The 19572-nt window shown below is 39.9% G+C and carries 29 protein-coding genes; 4 read left to right on the top strand and 25 right to left on the bottom strand.

From position 1 onward, the window contains the following. Nucleotides 1-70: 70 nt before the first annotated feature. The 9 genes from SNAG_RS00855 to SNAG_RS00810 all read right to left on the bottom strand — a co-directional run bounded on the left by SNAG_RS00855 (nt 71) and on the right by SNAG_RS00810 (nt 6267). Nucleotides 71-301, bottom strand: coding sequence for a hypothetical protein (locus tag SNAG_RS00855; protein WP_096405856.1), 231 nt, complete (start codon nt 299-301; stop codon nt 71-73). Between the two features lie 17 nt (nt 302-318). Next, the gene (locus SNAG_RS00850; protein WP_096405854.1) at nt 319-960 is read right to left on the bottom strand and encodes a CPBP family intramembrane glutamic endopeptidase; all 642 of its coding nucleotides are present in this window, start codon (nt 958-960) and stop codon (nt 319-321) included. Nucleotides 961-969: 9 nt separating this feature from the next. Further along, nucleotides 970-1704, bottom strand: a complete 735-nt coding sequence (locus SNAG_RS00845) for a DUF3169 family protein (RefSeq protein ID WP_096405853.1) — start codon at nt 1702-1704, stop codon at nt 970-972. 18 nt (nt 1705-1722) lie between these two features. Continuing rightward, nucleotides 1723-2073, bottom strand: a complete 351-nt coding sequence (locus tag SNAG_RS00840) for a PspC domain-containing protein (protein ID WP_096405851.1) — start codon at nt 2071-2073, stop codon at nt 1723-1725. 2 nt (nt 2074-2075) lie between these two features. Then, on the bottom strand, nt 2076-2273 hold the full coding sequence (locus SNAG_RS00835) for a hypothetical protein (RefSeq protein ID WP_096405850.1): 198 nt from the start codon (nt 2271-2273) through the stop codon (nt 2076-2078). Next, complete coding sequence (locus SNAG_RS00830; RefSeq protein ID WP_000916944.1) at nt 2273-2476, bottom strand: helix-turn-helix transcriptional regulator; 204 nt, start codon at nt 2474-2476, stop codon at nt 2273-2275. Before SNAG_RS00830 ends, SNAG_RS00835 begins: the two co-directional genes overlap by 1 nt. 146 nt (nt 2477-2622) lie before the next feature. Then, a complete protein-coding gene (gene hisS / locus SNAG_RS00820) occupies nt 2623-3903 on the bottom strand; it encodes a histidine--tRNA ligase (protein ID WP_096405848.1) in 1281 nt (426 codons plus the stop codon). 77 nt (nt 3904-3980) lie between these two features. Next, on the bottom strand, nt 3981-5228 hold the full coding sequence (locus SNAG_RS00815) for a transporter (RefSeq protein WP_096405847.1): 1248 nt from the start codon (nt 5226-5228) through the stop codon (nt 3981-3983). A gap of 187 nt (nt 5229-5415) precedes the next feature. Then, nucleotides 5416-6267, bottom strand: a complete 852-nt coding sequence (locus SNAG_RS00810) for a helix-turn-helix domain-containing protein (RefSeq protein ID WP_096405845.1) — start codon at nt 6265-6267, stop codon at nt 5416-5418. A gap of 124 nt (nt 6268-6391) precedes the next feature. Here SNAG_RS00810 and SNAG_RS00805 point away from each other — a divergent pair, with 124 nt between their 5' ends. Beyond that, nucleotides 6392-6733, top strand: coding sequence for a metal-sulfur cluster assembly factor (locus SNAG_RS00805; RefSeq protein WP_001204052.1), 342 nt, complete (start codon nt 6392-6394; stop codon nt 6731-6733). 166 nt (nt 6734-6899) lie between these two features. Here SNAG_RS00805 and ilvD read toward each other — a convergent pair whose 3' ends face one another. After that, the gene (ilvD, locus tag SNAG_RS00800) at nt 6900-8603 is read right to left on the bottom strand and encodes a dihydroxy-acid dehydratase (protein WP_096405844.1); all 1704 of its coding nucleotides are present in this window, start codon (nt 8601-8603) and stop codon (nt 6900-6902) included. A 221-nt stretch (nt 8604-8824) separates the two neighbouring features. Here ilvD and rpmF point away from each other — a divergent pair, with 221 nt between their 5' ends. From rpmF to SNAG_RS00785, 3 genes are all read left to right on the top strand, one after another. After that, nucleotides 8825-9007, top strand: a complete 183-nt coding sequence (gene rpmF, locus SNAG_RS00795) for a 50S ribosomal protein L32 (protein WP_000290417.1) — start codon at nt 8825-8827, stop codon at nt 9005-9007. Between the two features lie 15 nt (nt 9008-9022). Next, entirely contained in the window at nt 9023-9172 is a 150-nt protein-coding gene (rpmG, locus tag SNAG_RS00790) for a 50S ribosomal protein L33 (protein WP_001265622.1), read from the top strand. Between the two features lie 78 nt (nt 9173-9250). Next, nucleotides 9251-9772 (top strand): HXXEE domain-containing protein, encoded by a 522-nt coding sequence (locus tag SNAG_RS00785; protein WP_096405842.1) that lies wholly within the window; start codon nt 9251-9253, stop codon nt 9770-9772. A 36-nt stretch (nt 9773-9808) separates the two neighbouring features. Here SNAG_RS00785 and SNAG_RS00780 read toward each other — a convergent pair whose 3' ends face one another. From SNAG_RS00780 to SNAG_RS00720, 15 genes are all read right to left on the bottom strand, one after another. Then, entirely contained in the window at nt 9809-11056 is a 1248-nt protein-coding gene (locus tag SNAG_RS00780) for a toxic anion resistance protein (protein ID WP_096405841.1), read from the bottom strand. A 21-nt stretch (nt 11057-11077) separates the two neighbouring features. Continuing rightward, nucleotides 11078-11884, bottom strand: coding sequence for a hypothetical protein (locus tag SNAG_RS00775; protein ID WP_096405839.1), 807 nt, complete (start codon nt 11882-11884; stop codon nt 11078-11080). Between the two features lie 757 nt (nt 11885-12641). Next, nucleotides 12642-12797, bottom strand: coding sequence for a hypothetical protein (locus tag SNAG_RS09735; RefSeq protein WP_004245873.1), 156 nt, complete (start codon nt 12795-12797; stop codon nt 12642-12644). 2 nt (nt 12798-12799) lie between these two features. Further along, a complete protein-coding gene (locus SNAG_RS09800) occupies nt 12800-12955 on the bottom strand; it encodes a hypothetical protein (RefSeq protein WP_172842369.1) in 156 nt (51 codons plus the stop codon). Nucleotides 12956-13125: 170 nt separating this feature from the next. After that, on the bottom strand, nt 13126-13545 hold the full coding sequence (locus tag SNAG_RS00765) for a DUF1492 domain-containing protein (protein WP_096405836.1): 420 nt from the start codon (nt 13543-13545) through the stop codon (nt 13126-13128). Between the two features lie 696 nt (nt 13546-14241). Then, entirely contained in the window at nt 14242-14751 is a 510-nt protein-coding gene (locus tag SNAG_RS00760) for a hypothetical protein (RefSeq protein WP_172842412.1), read from the bottom strand. A gap of 89 nt (nt 14752-14840) precedes the next feature. Further along, nucleotides 14841-15365, bottom strand: a complete 525-nt coding sequence (locus SNAG_RS00755) for a hypothetical protein (RefSeq protein WP_096405833.1) — start codon at nt 15363-15365, stop codon at nt 14841-14843. A gap of 13 nt (nt 15366-15378) precedes the next feature. Beyond that, complete coding sequence (locus tag SNAG_RS00750; protein WP_096405831.1) at nt 15379-15555, bottom strand: hypothetical protein; 177 nt, start codon at nt 15553-15555, stop codon at nt 15379-15381. Nucleotides 15556-15875: 320 nt separating this feature from the next. After that, nucleotides 15876-17468 carry a phage/plasmid primase, P4 family gene (locus SNAG_RS00745; RefSeq protein WP_096405830.1) on the bottom strand — a complete coding sequence of 531 codons (1593 nt, stop codon included), beginning with the start codon at nt 17466-17468 and terminating at the stop codon, nt 15876-15878. 5 nt (nt 17469-17473) lie between these two features. Beyond that, nucleotides 17474-17620, bottom strand: a complete 147-nt coding sequence (locus tag SNAG_RS09795; protein ID WP_172842368.1) for a hypothetical protein — start codon at nt 17618-17620, stop codon at nt 17474-17476. Further along, nucleotides 17617-17889, bottom strand: a complete 273-nt coding sequence (locus SNAG_RS00740) for a transcriptional regulator (protein WP_096405828.1) — start codon at nt 17887-17889, stop codon at nt 17617-17619. The genes SNAG_RS09795 and SNAG_RS00740 overlap by 4 nt, the downstream gene beginning before the upstream one ends. After that, complete coding sequence (locus tag SNAG_RS00735) at nt 17882-18223, bottom strand: DNA-binding protein (RefSeq protein ID WP_096405827.1); 342 nt, start codon at nt 18221-18223, stop codon at nt 17882-17884. The genes SNAG_RS00740 and SNAG_RS00735 overlap by 8 nt, the downstream gene beginning before the upstream one ends. Further along, a complete protein-coding gene (locus SNAG_RS00730) occupies nt 18220-18435 on the bottom strand; it encodes a hypothetical protein (protein WP_096405825.1) in 216 nt (71 codons plus the stop codon). Before SNAG_RS00730 ends, SNAG_RS00735 begins: the two co-directional genes overlap by 4 nt. 1 nt (nt 18436) lies before the next feature. Next, nucleotides 18437-18637 (bottom strand): hypothetical protein, encoded by a 201-nt coding sequence (locus SNAG_RS00725; protein WP_096405824.1) that lies wholly within the window; start codon nt 18635-18637, stop codon nt 18437-18439. Between the two features lie 279 nt (nt 18638-18916). Beyond that, nucleotides 18917-19543 (bottom strand): Rha family transcriptional regulator, encoded by a 627-nt coding sequence (locus tag SNAG_RS00720; protein ID WP_096405822.1) that lies wholly within the window; start codon nt 19541-19543, stop codon nt 18917-18919. Nucleotides 19544-19572: the final 29 nt, after the last annotated feature.

Below are 19572 nucleotides of genomic sequence, written 5' to 3'. Positions count from 1 at the left end.
AAAATCAAAACGAAGAGCTAAAAAATCGTGACAACATCAAAAAATCCGATGAAGATGCCATCGGATTTTCTTATTTTGATTCTTGGCCTTCTTTGCGTTTTTCTGCGATTTCAGCCGCTTTTTTAGGCAGAACAATCGCTGTTGCATAGGCCGTCGCAAAGCGCATGATTCCTGCAATAGGTGCAAAAATCACTGCTAGATTGTTGTAGAAGAAATCGCCTTTAAAGGCATAGGCAAGCCCCCCGATAATAAAGAAGAGAACGACTGCCTGTATCACTGCTAATAAAATTACTCGTTTCATGTGACCTCCTGACTCTATTATAGCATGAGTATCATCAAAAAGCCGATTAAATTATTCAAAGCATGTAAAGAAATGCTATAAAGAAGTCCTTTTCGGCTCACATAAGCCAGTCCTAAACTCAATCCCAGACTAGCATAGACGAAAAACTGTTGCAAAGTCCCTGGAAAATGAATCAAGGCAAAGAGCACACTTGATACAAGGAGAAACAGAGCTGTCTGTTTACTATTAGTCTGCTTAGGAAAGAGATAGCGCGCTAACATCCCTCTAAAAATCAGTTCTTCCGTCAGAGGAGCAAAGACTACCACCATAAAGAATCCAAATACAGGCTGTGCGACTGTCAGTTGAGATACGATTTGTTGATTGACCGACGGATCATCTGGCAAAAAGAACTGGGCCGTAATCGCCACTAGCAAAACCAGGGTAGGCAACCAGATATAACGATTAAAAGCAGTCGTCTGGATGCTAACCTTTTCTGTCTGATACCATCTGTAAACTCCATAAACATAGGCCCCTGACAGGGCGACATAAAGTGGTAAGACTCCAAAGATCGAAGCCCCTAGTCCAAGAGCTGACAACGCCATACTCTGAACCAGACCATAACCAAAGAAAAAGGATAGAACAGCTAGAAGAAACCAGCCAAGATTTTTAAGTATTTTCATAAAGATCTCCTATTTGAAATAACGTTTTACCATAGGTAATTGCATCACATTGATATAAATATGGATCGCTCCTACAAGCAAGAAGGCTAGTAACTGAATCTCTCCTGTCAATAAAGAAAAGATACCAATCAAAAAATAGAGACCTGGTAAGACATACTGATTTAATTGGAATAAAATTCGAAAACTTTGTTCCAAATTAGCCTGACGCTCCCCTTCATCATAGGAGTTTACGTAGTCCAAGACATCCTTTGGTGTAGAGAAGAATTCCAAATCAAACTGACGAACGATTGCAATGGTCTTATAGAGATATTTTTGAGCATTGAAAACCAACACTAATGCCAAAAAAGAAAGAGATAAGGTTAGGTGGCTTACATTTAGTACAATTACTTCACTTCCTGAAATGAATAGAGCCAAAAAAATCGCTACGCTTGCACTATTAAAAGCAATAGTTCCAAACTCGAGATTACGATACATTTGTACATAATAGGTTTCATTCAGATCATCATCCATTTCCTCTTGATACAAGGAGTGAAATTTTCTGCTTTTCTTTAAGAAATCGAAAGTCAAAAACATACTAATGAAACCTAACAGTAAACAAATAGATGATATCCATGGAATCACGGTTTTGACATCTAAAATGCTTCCATAGTTTTCGGTATAGGCCTTAAACATCCCTGCAAGCATGCCCAAGAAGCCTCCCAAGATCAAAGCCATTAAAAATAACAATTCACGTTTCTTTTTCATATTCAACCTCTTTCTAAACTAAACCAATCCAACTAACCATTGACCAAAAGCTTTCCCTGATTCGAAGATAGCGGTCAAGCCTTCTGTTCCAAGTGACACCAAAATCAAACAAACAGCAAGTAAGAGAATAGCTTGGTTTCTAGCTTTTTTTGCTCCATCCCCCAAGGGTTCATTGCCAAGCCAACCTGCTAGATAGGCATAGAGAGTTACTGTTATAATCCCAATCTCCGTAGAAGAGAGAAACAACAAGACTGTCACCAAACGAACGATATTGGCTTGAATGTTAAAATAATTTCCTAAACCTGCACAAACACCCGCAAGTTCTTTGTGCTCAGTATCGACTTGAAAACCCGCTAAAAACTCTTTCATATTCATTCTCCTTTTTCACTTGCTAAATTTTTTGATTTCTTTTCAATCCAGTCAACTACTGGGATGAGAGCAAAGTAAACCCAAATAAATTGGTCACTTTGATAGGAACTAAACCAGCCTAATTCTATCCCAATCAGTAAAAACACACTGACTAATAGAACTATGGCAACTACATAATAGATTACTTTATACTTGTTCATCACTCATCCTCCTCTAAGCGAAAGACCGATTCAACTGGCTCATGGAATATCTGAGCAATCTTCAGGGCAATGACGATGGATGGCGTGTACTCATCCCGCTCAAGCAAGCTGATAGTTTGCCTGGACACGCCAGCTAGTTTGGCAAGTTCGGTCTGATTGAGGCCATCGCGAGCCCGAAGCTCTTTTAGACGATTTTTTAGCATGTCTTTTTTCTCCTTTGTTCTTATCTTGATTTCATTGTAACACATCTTTTTATTTTTGACAAGCATATTTGTCAAAAAGTTTATGATTTTTGTCATTTTGTAAAAGAAAAAGGTCAGGAATAAGGTCCTGACCAGTTTTTCTACTATTAAAAGCCTAATTTTTCAAAGATTTCTGAGAAATTTTGATTGATAGCATCGAGTGACACTTGAACTTCTTCTCGAGTTTGGTTATTCTTGACCTTGACTTGTCCGCTTTCGACTTCAGTTTCACCTAGAGTAATGAGCGCCTTAGCCTCAAAGACGTCGGCTGACTTAAATTGAGCTTTGAGTTTACGATTGAGGTAATCACGCTCTGCTTTGAAACCTTGTTGGCGAAGGGCTTGTACCAATTCCAATGCCTTGACATTTGCTCCGTCACCCAAGACTGCGATATAGACATCTAGAGAGTTCTCGATAGGAAGGGCAACCCCTTGCTTTTCAAGGATGAGAAGCAGGCGCTCTACACCAAGTCCAAAACCAAATCCAGCAGTTTCAGGACCACCAAAGTAGGCAACCAGACCATCGTAGCGACCACCCGCACAGACCGTCAAGTCATTGCCCTCGATTTCTGTGATGAACTCGAAAATCGTGTGGTTGTAGTAGTCCAGACCACGAACCATATTGGTATCGATGATATAGTCTACACCCAGATTTTCCAACATCTGACGCACAGCATCAAAATGAGCTTGACTTTCTTCATCAAGGAAGTCCAAGATAGACGGCGCATTCTCCACAGCTACCTTGTCTTCTTTCTCCTTAGAGTCCAAGACACGAAGAGGATTTTCCTCCAAGCGACGTTGGCTATCCTTAGACAAGGTCTCCTTGAGCGGTGTTAAATAATCAATCAAGGCTTGACGGTAAGCCGCACGGCTCTCAGGATTTCCAAGAGTGTTGAGGTGTAGTTTGACACCTTGGATGCCGATTTCTTTCAAGAAATGAGCTGCCATAGCGATGGTTTCCACATCGGTAGCTGGATTGCTAGAGCCAAAACACTCAACACCGATCTGGTGGAACTGGCGCAAACGACCTGCTTGCGGACGCTCATAACGGAACATAGGTCCCATGTAATAGAACTTACTTGGCTTTTGCACTTCAGGAGCAAAGAGTTTATTTTCCACATAGGAACGGACAACGGGCGCAGTTCCTTCTGGACGGAGGGTGATATGGCGGTCACCTTTGTCGTAAAAATCGTACATTTCCTTGGTTACGATATCGGTTGTATCTCCGACAGAGCGACTGATAACCTCGTAATGCTCAAAAATAGGCGTGCGCACTTCTGCATAGTTGTAGCGCTTGAAAATCTCACGGGCAAAGCCCTCAACGTACTGCCATTTGGCAGACTCAGCAGGCAAAATATCCTGCGTTCCTTTTGGTTTTTGTAATTTCATAGGGTATCCTCTTTTAACTTAATAGTATTATTTTACCATAAATAGAGGGATTAAAACAGTGAGAAAAAAATTAGGATTTAGATATCATTTTTGAGATTAATAACTGTCAAAAGAATAGCTAGCAAGGAAAGACCAACAAATAGCATCCAAGTCAACTGTATATTCCATACAGCTATAAGTGAAAAACAAGCTGTTCCCACAGGTATGGATAAGGTAAACAATAAACCTAAAAAATTACTGGTACGAGCTAGAACATCTGGAGCTAGATTTTTCATGAGCATGGCACTAATCTTTGGTTGAACTTTACCAGACACATACAGAGTTGAAAAGAGAAATAGTAAAGCAAGTACGACTTGATTGAATACATTAGCTAGACCAATTAGACTGAGTCCTACGGTCGCCCACATCATCAATCTAGGCAAAGACTGCTTCCCAAAATAATCATTGCCCGTAAGGCTACTGATGATGATTGCTACTAAAACACAGAATTGATTGATAAATAGTGCCTCTGTGTAAGAAAAATTCAAGAGAGAATGGCTCAAAAAGAAGATGTTATAGATGCTTCCTAAAGCCCCACCCAAGGCATTAATAAGCAAGACAGCAAAGATCATGAAACCAAAGTTTTTCTGTCCACCTTTAAGAAAAACGAGACGTAAATTTCGGTAAATTGTTAGGAACTGGTCTTTGATAGAAAGCTTCTCATTTTTTAGGTTTTCACCATCAGCAGATGACATTGACAGACTCAATTTGCTTTTTCCTAAAAAGAGAATAAAGGCTGATACTAGGAAAAAGCAGGCATTGATTCCCGCAACAAGGGAAAAATTGTTGACCGATAGACCTAAGAGCCAAACTCCAAAAGCTTGACCACCAATAGCTGAAATATATGTGATAAACTGGGAAAAAGAATAAGCTTCCATCAGATCCTCTTCAGCTACTTTTTCCTTAACGAGAGGCATGCGCAAACCACCAGCAAAATCACTGATCACATCACTGATGACATTGATCAAACACAGGCTAGAAAAGGCAAAGAGACTAGCTTGCTGAACAACTAGGGCTGCTAGAAAAAATAAAACCGCCTGAAACAAACCGCTATAGACCATCCATTTGACCTTGTCCCTCGTATAATCTGCCCGAATCCCTACAAAAACTGTAAAGAGAGTCGGAAGAATCATGACAATATTCGCCATAGCAACAGCAAAAGAGGCTTGTGGCAAGGTCGATGCATAAACGATAAATACCAGGTTAAAAATCGAAGCACCAAAGGCATTGAAGAAGCGCGACAAAGTCAAGAGTCGATAAGCTTGATTTCTAAACAATAGTTTCATAGGTAATCTCCCTTCTTGTTCTAATCCCTATATGAAGTATGACTATAGTATAGCACTTAGAAATTGAAAGGGAAAACTTTTGAATATATGCAACAAATAAAAAACGATAGAACTTCTTTAATGGCCTGAGAGAGATCAAGAGTTCTATCGCTTCAAATTTTAAATTATTTTCTTACCTTGCAGATATTCAAGCATCAGTCGTTTTTCTATAGTATTCGGCAGATTTGTTACAGCCAAGCATCTCAAAAATATGGACAGCATCCTCCATCTTTTTCTGACCTTCCTTGACTCTGCCCTGCTTGCTATCAAGGAGACCTTCTGCCCACAAATAGACAATTCGGAAATAGGTCTCGTTTTCCTTGTAGAAATGCTCTTCGATAACACGTTTAAAATAATAGGCATTGGTAAATTCTTCACATTCAATGCTGGCTAAAAAACCATTCAGTAGCATGGTGTGAAATAGGTGCCGATTTCCCTTCATTTCCGTTAGAAAATCAGATTTTCGGACCATTTCTCGTACATATCTAGTAAAAAGAGAGACAGATAAGAGTGGGGAACTAACTGAGAACAAATTGAGTTCATAGTTCCCCCAAATCTCGGTAGAAAATAGGTAATCATGAAGGACTTCCCCTTCCTCTGTTGTTAACTCTACCGTTTCATCCATGCTCTTCATATAAGACTTGATCATAATGGCATTTAGAATATGTTTCTGTTTGTTTTGAGAATTAGCATACTTTTGATACTCCTTGCGATACAAGTCCTCGAGAGGTGCTATGTTCTTTGGATCCAAGATATCTGTGATTTCTTTTCTCAACTCAGAATCTGCATCATACTGAAAACCTCTCGCCAGAAAGAGGATTTCCTCTACACTGGCAGATATATTTTCTAGGGCAAACAGAAACTTTTCCACCGAAAGCTCACTCTGACCTGTTTCAAATCGGGACAACATAGACGGAGAAAATTGTCCCCCAGTTGCTTGTCTCAGCGAGATATTTCTTGACTCTCGTAATTGTCTAAAGACCTTTCCAATCTGCTCCATAGACTTCTCCTTAATTCGGTGTTTTATTTATGTTATCATATTTTTTCAGAAAATTCATCAAAAACTTGCCAAATTGTCAGAATTATGAGAAAATAGAGGATATTTATCAAGTGGAGGGACTGTTATGAGAGACGATATCAAAATCAATGACCGCGCTTTAGCCTTGCAAGACCAAATTATCGAAAAACTAGAGAAGGTTTTTGATACAGATGTGGAATTGGATGTTTACAATCTAGGGCTGATTTATGAAATCAATCTGGATGAAACGGGTCTCTGTAAGATTGTCATGACCTTCACCGATACTGCCTGTGATTGCGCCGAAAGTTTGCCTATCGAAATCGTCGCAGGTCTGAAACAAATCGAGGGTATCGAAGATGTCAAGGTTGAAGTTACCTGGTCGCCTGCCTGGAAGATTACACGAATTAGTCGCTACGGACGTATTGCCCTTGGACTGCCACCTCGTTAAGCAGGCAAATCACTTTTGAAGATAAAAAGAAGCAAGCCGAAGATGGCTTGCTTTTTGATACTCAATGAAAATCAAAGAGCAAACTAGGAAACTAGCCGCAGGCTGTACTTGAGTACGGCAAGGCGACGTTGACGTGGTTTGAATTTGATTTTCGAAGAGTATGAGTTTATTTTTTACCTGACTTGTCCATATTCCAGAAGTCTGTCACGGCTCCGCGTGAAGCAGATGATACGATATGGGCGTATTTACCGAGGACACCACGGCTGTAAAGTGGTGGCAAGGTTGTTTCTGCCTTGCGTTTTTCAAGTTCTTCTTCGGATACGGCCATAGAAATTTCTTTGGTATCTTGGTCAACCGTAACGATATCACCTGTACGAAGGTAAGCAATCGGTCCACCATCCTGAGCTTCTGGGGCGATATGTCCAACAACGAGACCATAAGTACCACCTGAGAAACGGCCATCCGTCAAGAGGGCAACCTTGTCTCCCTGACCTTTACCAACAATCATGGATGAAAGGGACAGCATCTCAGGCATACCAGGACCACCCTTAGGTCCAACGAAACGAACAACGACAACATCGCCATCAACGATTTCATCTGTCAGAACGGCCTGAATAGCATCTTCTTCTGAGTCAAATACTTTAGCTGGTCCAACGTGACGACGCACTTTAACACCTGACACCTTGGCAACTGCTCCATCAGGGGCAAGGTTCCCGTTCAAGATGATAAGCGGACCGTCTGCACGTTTTGGATTTTCAAGTGGCATAATGACTTTTTGACCTGGTGTAAGGTCTGCAAAGTCAGCTAAGTTTTCAGCGACGGTCTTACCAGTACATGTGATACGGTCCCCATGAAGGAATCCATTTGCCAAGAGATATTTCATAACCGCAGGTACACCACCGACTTCGTAGAGATCTTGGAAGACATACTGACCAGAAGGTTTCAAGTCGGCCAAGTGAGGCACACGTTCTTGGATCGTATTGAAGTCCTCAAGTGACAAATCAACATTAGCCGCATGGGCAATGGCAAGTAAGTGAAGAGTGGCATTTGTAGAACCACCGAGAGCCATCGTTACAGTAATGGCATCTTCAAAGGCTTCACGAGTCAAGATATCTGATGGCTTGAGACCAAGCTCCAGCATCTTGACAACAGCTCGTCCTGCTGCTTGGATGTCTTCTTTCTTGTCAGCTGATTCAGCCGGGTGAGATGAAGATCCTGGCAAACTCATCCCTAGAACCTCGATAGCAGTCGCCATGGTATTAGCTGTATACATACCACCACAGCCACCAGGGCCAGGGCAGGCATTACATTCGAGACGTTTCACGTCCTCAGCTGTCATGTCACCGTGGTTCCATTTTCCGATTCCCTCAAAGACAGAAACCAAGTCAATGTCTTTGCCATCAAGATTTCCCGGTGCAATAGTCCCACCATAGGCGAAAATAGCTGGAATATCCATGTTGGCAATAGCAATCATAGAACCAGGCATGTTCTTGTCACAGCCACCGATAGCAACGAAGGCATCGACGTTGTGACCACCCATCGCCGCCTCGATAGAGTCCGCAATGATATCACGAGATGTTAGAGAAAAACGCATACCAGGCGTTCCCATGGCAATCCCGTCCGCTACGGTAATGGTTCCAAACTGTACCGGCCAAGCGCCTGCAGATTTGACACCTTCTTTAGCCAATTTCCCAAAATCATGCAAGTGGATGTTACATGGCGTATTTTCCGCCCAAGTCGAAATCACTCCCACAATCGGTGTTTCAAAGTCCTTATCTGTCATACCAGTCGCCCGAAGCATAGCACGGTTTGGTGATTTCACCATGCTGTCATAGATACTACTGCGGTGACGTTTCTCTAATTCTGTCATTATGTTCCCTCCCATTTCAGTTTTTACCATTATAGCACATTTTAAAGGCAATGAACAGAAGAAAATTCTTGAATTTTCAGAAAATTTCGATTACTAGCTTCTAATTTTTTCATCTTTTTTTGTCAAGTAACTTTACTTTACAAAAAAAATGTGTTATCCTAGTATGGTTGATGAAAATCAGTAGATTGAATCGAATTTAAATACCTAAAGGAGAAAAGAAAATGGCAGTACCTGCACGTCGCACGTCAAAAGCGAAGAAAAACAAACGTCGTACACACTACAAAGTAACAGCTCCATCTGTAAACTTTGACGAAACTACTGGAGATTACTCACGTTCTCACCGTGTATCACTTAAAGGATACTACAAAGGACGTAAAATCGCTAAAGCTGCATCAGCTGAATAATAGAAGGGAGATACCATGCGCGTAAATATTACACTTGAACACAAAGAATCTGGTGAACGCTTGTACCTTACTTCTAAAAACAAACGTAACACTCCAGACCGTCTTCAATTGAAGAAATACTCACCAAAACTTCGCAAACACGTTGTGTTTACAGAAGTGAAGTAAGCATACCTAACTCAAAACGCCTTACTGGGCGTTTTTTGCTTTATTTACTGGCAGTCTTTAGCTTTTCAGGAGAGATTTATGGCGTATTATCTTTGGATGTTTCCTCTACTTTTTATCTTTCACGATATGGAAGAAATTATCGGTCTTGTCCCTTGGATCCGTCTCAACGAAACCTTGCTTGCCCAAAAGGCGCCAACTATTCTCAAAATCCACAAGGAAATGACAACAGAGGGATTTGCCCTCGCTGTTTTTGAGGAATTCATCCTTGTCTTATCCATCACTTTCTTAGCATATGTTACTCAATCTAGAGCGCTCAAATTAGTTTGGTTAGGAGGATTTGTGGCCTTTGCACTCCATCTCTTGCTCCATATCGGACAATCAATCCTTCTTCGCAAGTATATTCCTGCTCTGATTACTTCTACCATTTGTTTTCCTGTCAGTGATTATTTGATTACAGACATCGTACATTTGTGGCAAGTTTCGACCAGCGAATTTTTCCTATTTTCACTGGTCGGTTCAGGCATTGTCGTCATCAATCTCCTCTTTGCTCTCTGGCTTGGGAGAATGTATTCCACCTGGCTTGTTCATAAAAACGAATAAAATCCCCTGCAAATCTACATTGCAGAGGATTTATTTTTATTCTTGTACTTCTTTCTGAGCAGCCTTTCCTTGGTCTAGAAGGGCTTGGACGATTTTCTCATCGCGGAGTTTAACAGAGTCGTTGATCATTTCTGCAGATTTGACGATGGTTGTTTCTAGTTGAGCACGTTTCTGGCGTCCCAACTCAATGGCAGCAACGATACCTTGGTTTTGAGCGACTAGACTTTCAGCAAGTTTGGTAACCGATTCAACAGCTACTGTTGGACTTTGGGCAATTCGTTCCATCTGCGGAATCACTTCCTTGCTGGTTTCAGCTAGCATCTGAAGAGCAGCATTGTTGGCATTGACAATGGCATCTGCCACGACACCCGATTTCATCGATTGTTGCAAAATACCAAGTTGAGCAATCGAAAGCTTCATGGTTGGAATGGTATTGCGACGAAGCATGCCTAATTTTTGACGCATGTCCGATGAAACTTTGACGAGATTACGCATTTGTGGAGTCGTCGTCCAAGCTACGTAAAGGCGGCCAACATACTCTGTATGTTGTTGTTCAAGGGTATTGACCACTTCTGCCATACGAGCTAATTCTTGGGCCTTGGTTTGATATTCTACCGTACTTGTATCTAGTTGATCAACTTGAGCCTTCAATTCTGCAGCGCGATTCCCAGCTTCTGCCTGACTGGCCTCGATAAAGGAAATAACTCCCACTAGATTTTCAATGGATTTGGTATTGTCCTCAATCAGCATTTCAGCAGAAACAATATTTCGCGCCAGCACATCTTCTTGCTTGACCACAGCAGCAGCCATACCATCTAGCTTTTGCTCAACTGTTTTTGAGTCAAAATAAAATTCTTGCAGACTGTTCTGACTTTTTTTAAATAATTTTTGCAAAAAGTTTGGCTTTTCTTCCAATTCTGCAATTTCAGCATTCTTGTATTTGGCTACAAAACCTTGGAGTTCACGGTTGGTATTTTTCAGCAAGTCATCCACCTGCGGAATTTGCAGTTTCTTCTGCTCGGTCAAGATACGGTTAACGGTACCATTGACACCTTCCACCGCTGATTGACCAAAGTCCAAGAGAGTATTTTGGTCTGTGACAAACTGATCTACCAACTGAGGCACGCGCCCCTCAATCTGCTCTTGTTGCTCAGGACTTAGCTTTTCAAGAAAGGTGATCGTCTGGGCTGAGCCTGTATTGGTCTCGATGATTTCGGTTGTCTTGTCCACTTTGGCCACTGTATTATTAGCAATCTGATCAATATCAAAATTAAATTCTGTCATGGTTACTCCTTTGTGTCTACCCTATTCTTTGCGATCTTTTCCTAAGATACGCAGGCTAATATCAAAATCGCGCATATCTGTTTCATTGAGCTCTCTCAAAACTTGGTCTAGCTCAAGGTCAAATTGTTCGATGGCTGCTTTAGCTTGTTCCAAGCGTTCTTCCGCCCGATTATAATTTTTGGGATTTGCCTTAATCTTTAAATAGCCCTCTAAAATTGTTTGGAATTTCTCCATTTTTAAACTATGGATGGCCGTCAGCTCTTCTTTGGCTCCAACATCCGATGACTCGATTTTGTCGAGAATCGCTTGATGGTCCGCAGCAATATTTGCCAAGGTCTGAGACAATTCAGGCGCCAATTCTTCGGGCTCCTTATTTTCGATGTCTACAAGACTCTCTCTTTCTAGTCGCTCTAGCTGGACGTCTATGGTCGCCCTTACTGAGCGAACCTTTTTATCAATGCGACTATAAACAGCTTCGTCAATATAAGATTTTAAACGATTGGCCTCTTGATGAATTTCTTGAAGTTCAATCAAGACCTGATTAGCTAGGCTTTTATAGGCTGCTGATCCTTTTTCAGACAAGGTCTCTTCTAACTGCTGGATATCTTTATCGGTCTGACGAATCCGCGCTTTTAAAAGCTCAATCTGATCTTCCAAAGAACGATCCTTCAAGAGAGGATAACGCCAACGCTTATAGACTAGATAAGCCCCGAAACCTATCAAGCCACAAATTGCCAAAGGCAGAGCTACCTGAACCAAGAGACCTAGTAAAAACAAGCCACCCCAGAAATAAAGGCATCCTTTCAATAATACATTACCCGATTTCATAAACATTCCTTATCTTAAGTTTATAAATCTATTTTAGCACAAAAGCTGAAAATGAGGGCGGAAAAGTCAACTAAAACACGGATTTCTTTACACTATAACTAGAAAGATTCTCGATGACTAAAAGCACTCCTTCCGACAATGCCCAAACCCAGAATTCAACGGTTTAAGACAAAGCAAAAAGCCCATAACCATGGGCTTTTCGTAAGATATTTCTTAAAATTAAAGCATTTTGTTGTATTGCCGAAAGTTGATAATGCTAGGCTTCTTTAGATAGCTCTAACCATTGATACATAAGGTTTTACAGGGAATTTAGTTTTATTCTGTATTCTTAGGTTTTCTTTCTATCTAAGCAAAAAACTAAGCAAAAAAGAGCTTTTTCAGCTCTACCAATCGATGAGTTCAGCAGGCAAGAAACTAGCACGGTCAAACGTGCTTTTTTGTTTTCTGATGAAATATGTACATACTTTTCCATACCTTAGTTTCTGATTGCTGATAGGTAAATTATACCATGAAGCGCGTGCTTTATGATGTTATACCTGTAACTCTTTGCCTTCATCTTCAAACATAATTGTAGGAACTTCTAGCACCTCACAAAAGCCCTCAGATTTGCTTCTAAGGGCTTGGCTATACAGAAGGATAGGCGGGACCGCCGAATGTCGCCCGCATTTCTCGACCCACTAGCTAAGTGGCGCGTTGGAGGCGGATACTTTTCAACCTCTATCCTCTATGTTTTGATTATATCACATTTTTCTCAATTTTAAAGGTTATCAATAGTATCCTTGATACTCTGCCATAGTTCTTCGTTACTTAATCCTGCGTATTTCTTTTCTATTTCCTCAATAGGAAGAATAGTAATCTCATCAGGTTGAGAAAGCCAAAACTTCTCTTCTTCCTTGGTTAAAGTATAAGGCATAACTAATCAATCCTCTCCAGTTTAAGTGTTCTTACGAACTCTTCCCATTCGTGATCCAAGTCCTCAACAGTTTTATTCTTATTTTGTTCCTGGATGGCATCAAAATCAATGTTGTCATCTTCGCCTTCTGGCCAAGTGTAAATATCTTGTTTTGCCATATCATTCAATCCTTCCAAATTTAAGATCAAACGTCTTAGAAAACATTTCAAGCACTTTCTCTTTTGCTTTAACTCCATTATAGAAAATTCCATAATATTTTACAACAAACATAATCTCGTCATGTTAACTTTTTAGAAATCTGTTTGCTTACTTAGCAGCCTCTTTGTTATCAATCTGCATTTACCATACCTGCCAAGTGGTCTAAAGCTTGCTTTCTAATTCTATATACGTTAACCTTGCTTATCTTCATCTCCCTACAAATCTGAGTCAAAGGGAGGTTATTCACATATAACATTGTCAATACTAACCATTCCTCAATTTCATCTAACTGGTCTATTAAATCCATGACTTCTATACGCTCATTCACAATAGCGTTGAGTTGCTCTATTACCTCGTCTTTTAGTTGCAAGGTTTCAAGTAGCTTATTTTCAGTAGTGTTTGTTTTGCTGGTTGTTACTCTTGTGTTAGTTTGGTTAGATCCAGCTAATAGTCCATGGTTTAAACTCTCTAGTTTTAATTGCAATTTTTTTATGATCATATCTGACTTTTTACAATTTTTCAGTTTTTTCTCAATCTGTTCAACGTTCACGCTGTTACTCCTTTTTGGTATAATAATAATGTTGAAATTATTGCCGAGGTGGAGAGCCTTGGCTTTTTTGCGTTTTCTCGGAGTTCTATTATATCTCCCTTAACGTTCTTTGTCTCTAAAAGTATCTATATCTTAGGAAATCTTAGTGTTTTATCTCTAGAATAAAGTCCTGTACCTTGCTATTTTTAAATGCAAAACCTTGTAAAAACCTAATCAAAACCTAATCATTCCTCTGATTCGCTAAACATAACTTCAGGTAAGCCACAAACTGAAATTAAGTACTGACAGGCGTTATAATCTACCCAAAGAGCTCCCTCGGCTATCTCGTTCCATATTGCACCTTTCTACGGTGTTCGTTTGGTAAATTGCACACTACTACAAATTATCTAAAGCCTCTTAAACTAATTAGTTAATGGGTAGCTTTATAGATCAAAAAATCAAGCTAACTTCCTGATAGCACTACATTCCCTAATACTTTTAAACATTTCAAAAAGGGAGTTTTCTGCACAAAAGAGGGCAGCGTTCTTATATCCGAACAACACCTACCCCCGTCTAAAAATAAAGGGGGTATCTCTGCCTCATATCTCGCCTTCATACCTGCTTAGTATCTTGTAATTGATTAAAGCTAAACAATATTTATATAACTATTTTTTCCCTTGATCTTGATTAAGATTTGTTTGGAAATGCTCCAAAAAACTACTTCAAATTACTCAATCCATTCAGCCAAAATCTATCCCCTTTTCTGGTGTAGTTAACAAACTTTTGATAATGCTTGTAATATCGTTTCTGTCTCATGTATTTTGGTCTTTCAGGAAAACTATCAAACATATATCCGCCACGTTTTGGGCTCCAACCTGGTTCCACCTTTCTAGCTTCCCTCAGTGCTCTCTCCCAGTAGTATTGGCAATCTGTCTTACTTCGGTTTAGTGTTGACTTGTGTATTTTCTGGCATGATCCACAACCATATAGCAAAAGTCTCTTATAGAGTTTTCTGCATCGATTACCACAAATAGGACAGAGAAAGAAGTAGCGATTTCCTCCCTTAGTTCCTGGTATGCTTGCTAAATCAAAATGATTACTTTCAAAGGTGATATACAGGTTATCTAAGTCTATTTCTAGTTTTCTACCGTCCAACTCAGCTATACCATGACTAATGTTCTTGTTTTTCATTGACTTTATAAATGTCTCTATGGTTATTGATTTTATAACTTCCATTCGTTCAAAAATCCCCCTATATAGAAAAACCCAAATCTATTGCCTAAATGCTAAAAGGGGATTGCTCCCCTCTCTGTGTTTTATTGACCAGAATAACCAGCAAGGCCTTTATATTCGCCCTCTACATCCAATTTTTGGAGTAGGCTAATACTTTCATTGCCCAGCGTTTCCAATGTACCAAAAGCTGTCATAGAGTCCATAGGGATAGGCTTATCAGAAAGCAAGCGATCAGCATAGTCTAATAGCTCCAGCTCGTAGTCTGTGACCTTATTCAGCAAACTCTCAAAGTCCTCTGACTCTTTGAGTTGAGCCACGCGCTCCCGTTTGTAGCGTTCTTCGAATGCTTCAGTCTCTCCTGGTTGTTTGTGGTAGTCTTTGAAGCTGTCACAAATACGCTTGAAAGTCTTGTTTAGCTTGTGATCTTCTACATACTCAGCGACAAGCGTTCCTTTATCCTTGTAAGTCAATGAGATTACAGGCTGGCAATATGTTCCAGTCATGTATCCCAGTAGCGCGTGACCTGCTACTTGAGCGGTCGCTTGATCACAAAAATAGTAAGTGAAAGTAAATGTTTTTGCTTTGTCTGAAAATGTTTTTAGTGTCATGTTGTTTCTCCTGTTACTTGTATAATACTAGCAAACTAGCAATCGCACTCATGCCGTCACTATCTCCCACGGTCGCGGTTGAATGTCTTACATCAATTACCTGCACGGTCGCCATAAAATCATTTACTTCCTGCTCAAATTCTTCAAGCGGTTGTTGCCATTTATAATAAAAAAATAGTTTAGTTTTCATGTTTTTTACTCCTTTTGTACTTAAATTGATTTTTCTGTCCCCTTTTTTATACACTTAGCGCAAATTTTAGACACTTTATTTTTGAAGTGTATAAAATTAAAAGCCTGTCATACCAAGGGTTTAAGTCCTATTTTATACACTTTATACACTTAATACACTTAATTAAAAAATATATGGGGCATTATAAGGTACTTTTATAGCAACTAATATGCTGTAAAAGAAAAAACCTAGTGTATAAAGTGTATAAGTGTCTAAAGCCTTTGGCGCTCTAAGGGTTACAACTCACACACTTTTTTTCCTAGTGTATAAAGTGTATAAAATTATTTCTTCCTTTTCGCTCTGCCATTAAAATAACCCCGTTCATTTCTAGGCCTTTTCTGTTTCTCTGGCTTCTCCCTGCCATTAAAATATGTTCCTGCATAAGGTAATTTATCCTCGTGTGGATAGAAACCAGTATGTATTTGTCTACCTGCTGGGATTGTTTTCTGCCCTGTCGTGATCCAACTAGGTAAATTATTCTTTATTTCCCTATGTAATCCCATTTCTGTCTTGTGTAACTTGACTCCGTAATACTCTGTAAATCCTTTCCAATTTTGGAATACAAAGCTATTAGGTAAAAACTCACTCACTAGATTATCAGTAAAGAATGAAGTCACAAAAGCGATAACTGGATTGTTATCTTCATGGTATTCTCTTAAAATCTCTTTTGATTTCTCTGGTGTGATGTCCTTTGTTGGTGTCTCAAGGGCTAGGCGTGTGAGATACTCCAATACCTCTTTCCTGTTAATATAGTCCTCTTTGATTGCCTTGTTTGGCTTCCCTTTAAAGACTTTAGTAAATGGTAAAATCTTAAACCGCCTATCAATCGCTTCCCTGTCCCCGTTCATTCTTGGTAAACCATTAGACGATTGTACAATAGTCATATTTAAACGTAGACTGTAGGGGCGTTTCCCTTTATCCTCTATGGTCATGATGTCCCCTGTTGCAAGACTAAACATATTAGAGGTATCTTTAATAACTGCGTCCTTTTGTACGTCGTCTCCGATAACCAAACTCTTACCTAACAGAATGGAGGTAGAAAAACGGCTTTTATCAAATTCCGTCATCTTGAGACTTGCAACGTTTTCCATACCTACCAAGTTAATAAGCAACTGCTGGAATGTACCTTTACCAGTTCCACCCTCTCCATAAAGCCAAAAGATATTTTTTAAGGTTCTTCCTGTGATACTTGCTTTAATAATCTGAATAGCTAAATCATATAGTTCTGGGTCATTGTCAAATAACTCAGCAAGCCACTTACTTGGTTTCCAACCTTTTATAGTTGGTTCATTGGCTTCAGGGTTATATCCAGTATTGATTTTTCTAGTTACAATCACACGATAAGTCAGTTCTTCAAACTGTTCAGTTTTGGAATTATATAACTTATCTCCAATAACCGTATAATCACTGTCCATCCTCAGTATTGGGCTTTGTCGTGCAATTTTATAGAGAATATCAAGTGCTTGTTTCTCGGTTACTTCAGGAAAGATAACAGAAATCAAATCTTGTAAAAACTCATTATCTTCTAGCCATATTCCTTTATCTGGATCATAATAATACAAGGGGGCTTTCTGCCCCTGTACCTCTGGCCTAATTCTAATAAATCGCAAGCATTCTTGTAACATCATAGCAACCCCTAATGGTGAACTAGGTAGGGCTTTCTTTCTTGCCCTTTGTGCTTGTTCTTTGGCGATTGCTTCAAGTTCTATATCTGTTATTAAACCTTTATCAATCTTTTCAAGTTGCTTTGGGTCGCTCTTAACTGCTTCATAAGTCTGTTTATAGGCTTGGTTCTTTATAGTGTCACACTCATAGCCTAGTTGCCCTTTTGCCCCTCTGAGTGATAAAAAATAAGTTTCTTCATTTGCCAAAATCTATATTATCCCTTTCTACGTTTTTTTCTTAACTTCTTAAGTTGCTTTTGTTCTTTCAACTGCTCTACTGTTGGTCGTCTGTCCTTGTAAACGTCCATTTCTCCAACCCTTAAGCCTTTAGTATTTGCAGGGTGTAAATCAAAGTTGGTCATTCTTCAACCCCCAAAAACTTCAGCACGTCCGAAACTCTATAATAGATTTTCCTGGTATCTTCTAGTGGGGGCTGGTATCGTCTTAGCCCTGCATCTTCCCACTTTTGGAGTGTCTTATACTTTATATCTAACTCAGCCATGGCCTCCTGAGCTGAGATTAAACCTGTCAAACGCGGTTTAAGTATATCACGCACCTCCAGGTATTTTTCTACAAGGTTTAAAACACCATGGGCTAACTCGTTTTCACTTTCTTTGCTTAAACTAAACATAGTCTTCCGCCCCTTTCAGTAGTAGCTTGTAGCTCTCTAAATCGGCATTCAAAAGAACAGTCAGACGCTTCTGCTCCTCTTGTACTTGGTTATAGAATGCCTTTGCTCCGTCCAGTAACTCCTCTTTGTTAGCTGGGATAAAGTAGCCTCTAAAAGATCCGTGACGTACTCCAACGATAGGAACTCCGTAGCGCGTGATCAGACGGCTGATAATGTCCTGTACGGTTCTTTCTGCTAACTTGGTCATTAAGCTGATTTCTGCCCCTGTTATGGAGTTCTCAGCCCCTACCTTGATTAGTCTTAATACTCGTTTGTCATTCAGTGTTAGACTCATTCAATCCCTCCCCACACATTGACCCCTGCAAGCTGAATATAACGCCCATAATCGGGTTTTAAATCCTCGCTAGGTGTTTCTATCGTCTGTTTGTTTTCTCGCTCAAATTGGGCGCTTTTTTTGCGGTCTCGGTGGTTTAAATAAAGCAGTAAGCCAATCAATACCATCATGAAGATAACCGCCTGTGTATTGGTTAAATCTAGTTCATTCATGTTATGCCCTCGCTTTATAGTTCTTGATGTAGTCCACTTGGTCGCTTCGTCCCATCTTCAGGAAGTCGTCCACCTCTTCGGTGCTTACTTTTCGATCTACAAAATCAGCGATAAACTGAAAGAGTTTTGGGTGTTTTGCCTTGATTTCAGCCATTTGTTTATCAAATTCTGCTTGTGTCATGTTGTTTAGGTCTGTTGTCATGTTATTCCTCCATTGGCCTTTTAATTGTCGTTTCCTATACATGATTAGCACCACTACAAACGCTGGGCGATTGCCCCAAGTTGGCGGACGCTTGTAGTGATGACCAGTTTAAAGAGTTAGCGCTCTCTGTATGGTCAAAATGCCCTAAATATGCTATAATCTAGGTATAAATCTTTACTAAAACCTCTTTAATAATAGCTTGCCTGCGTTGTTAAATTTGTTTTAGTGTTAGTGTGAAAGGCTTTGCTGATTGGTCTCGGTAAGCCTTTTTTGTTGCTCTCACGCGCTTTCTAGGCGTGTTTTTTTATTTCTGAATACCATAGCTTTGATTTCCTGATAACTCATATTCAAGCCAATCATGGCTATGACCATGTCCTCAAATGCCTGGTATTGTTCCAGCTCGTCACTGGTCAAGCTATCGATGCCATTATAGCCCCCACGCTCTTCCCTTAACTGCTTAGCGTTCCTGTCAGTTGCTGCCTTTAGTAGTAAGTTGTTCATGGTGCTATGCGGGTACTTTGGGGCTTGTTCCCAGTTCTCAATACTGTCATGCAGTGTTTTTCTTTTTGGCTTTTCTAGCGCTCTCTGAATACGAAACTTAGAAAGTTCCTCACGAATTTCAAAGAATGCTTTGACTAGGTTCTTCTTAAACTCTTTTACGGGTTCTGTATTTCGTAAGTAAGTGATCAGCAATGTTGCTTGTTGTTCATTTAAAATATAGTCCCGAACATTTTGCCCACTCTCTGAAGGTGAAATTTTAAATTGCACCTTTCCGAAGCTTTCAAAGTCCTCTCGGTGCTTATTCAGCAAAATCTTCAAATGTCTGTGCTTAACTTCAGCACACTCTGCAACAATACTACTTAATGTATACGGCTCTTTCTTGCCGTCCATGTAGACTAGCTCCATTGGTTTGTTCCTTTCTAAATTTGGTATAA

Source organism: Streptococcus sp. NPS 308, assembly GCF_002355895.1.
Taxonomy (GTDB): Bacteria; Bacillota; Bacilli; order Lactobacillales; family Streptococcaceae; genus Streptococcus.
Note: the sequence above shows the minus strand (reverse complement) of the source record. Positions and strands in the feature narration are given on the sequence as shown.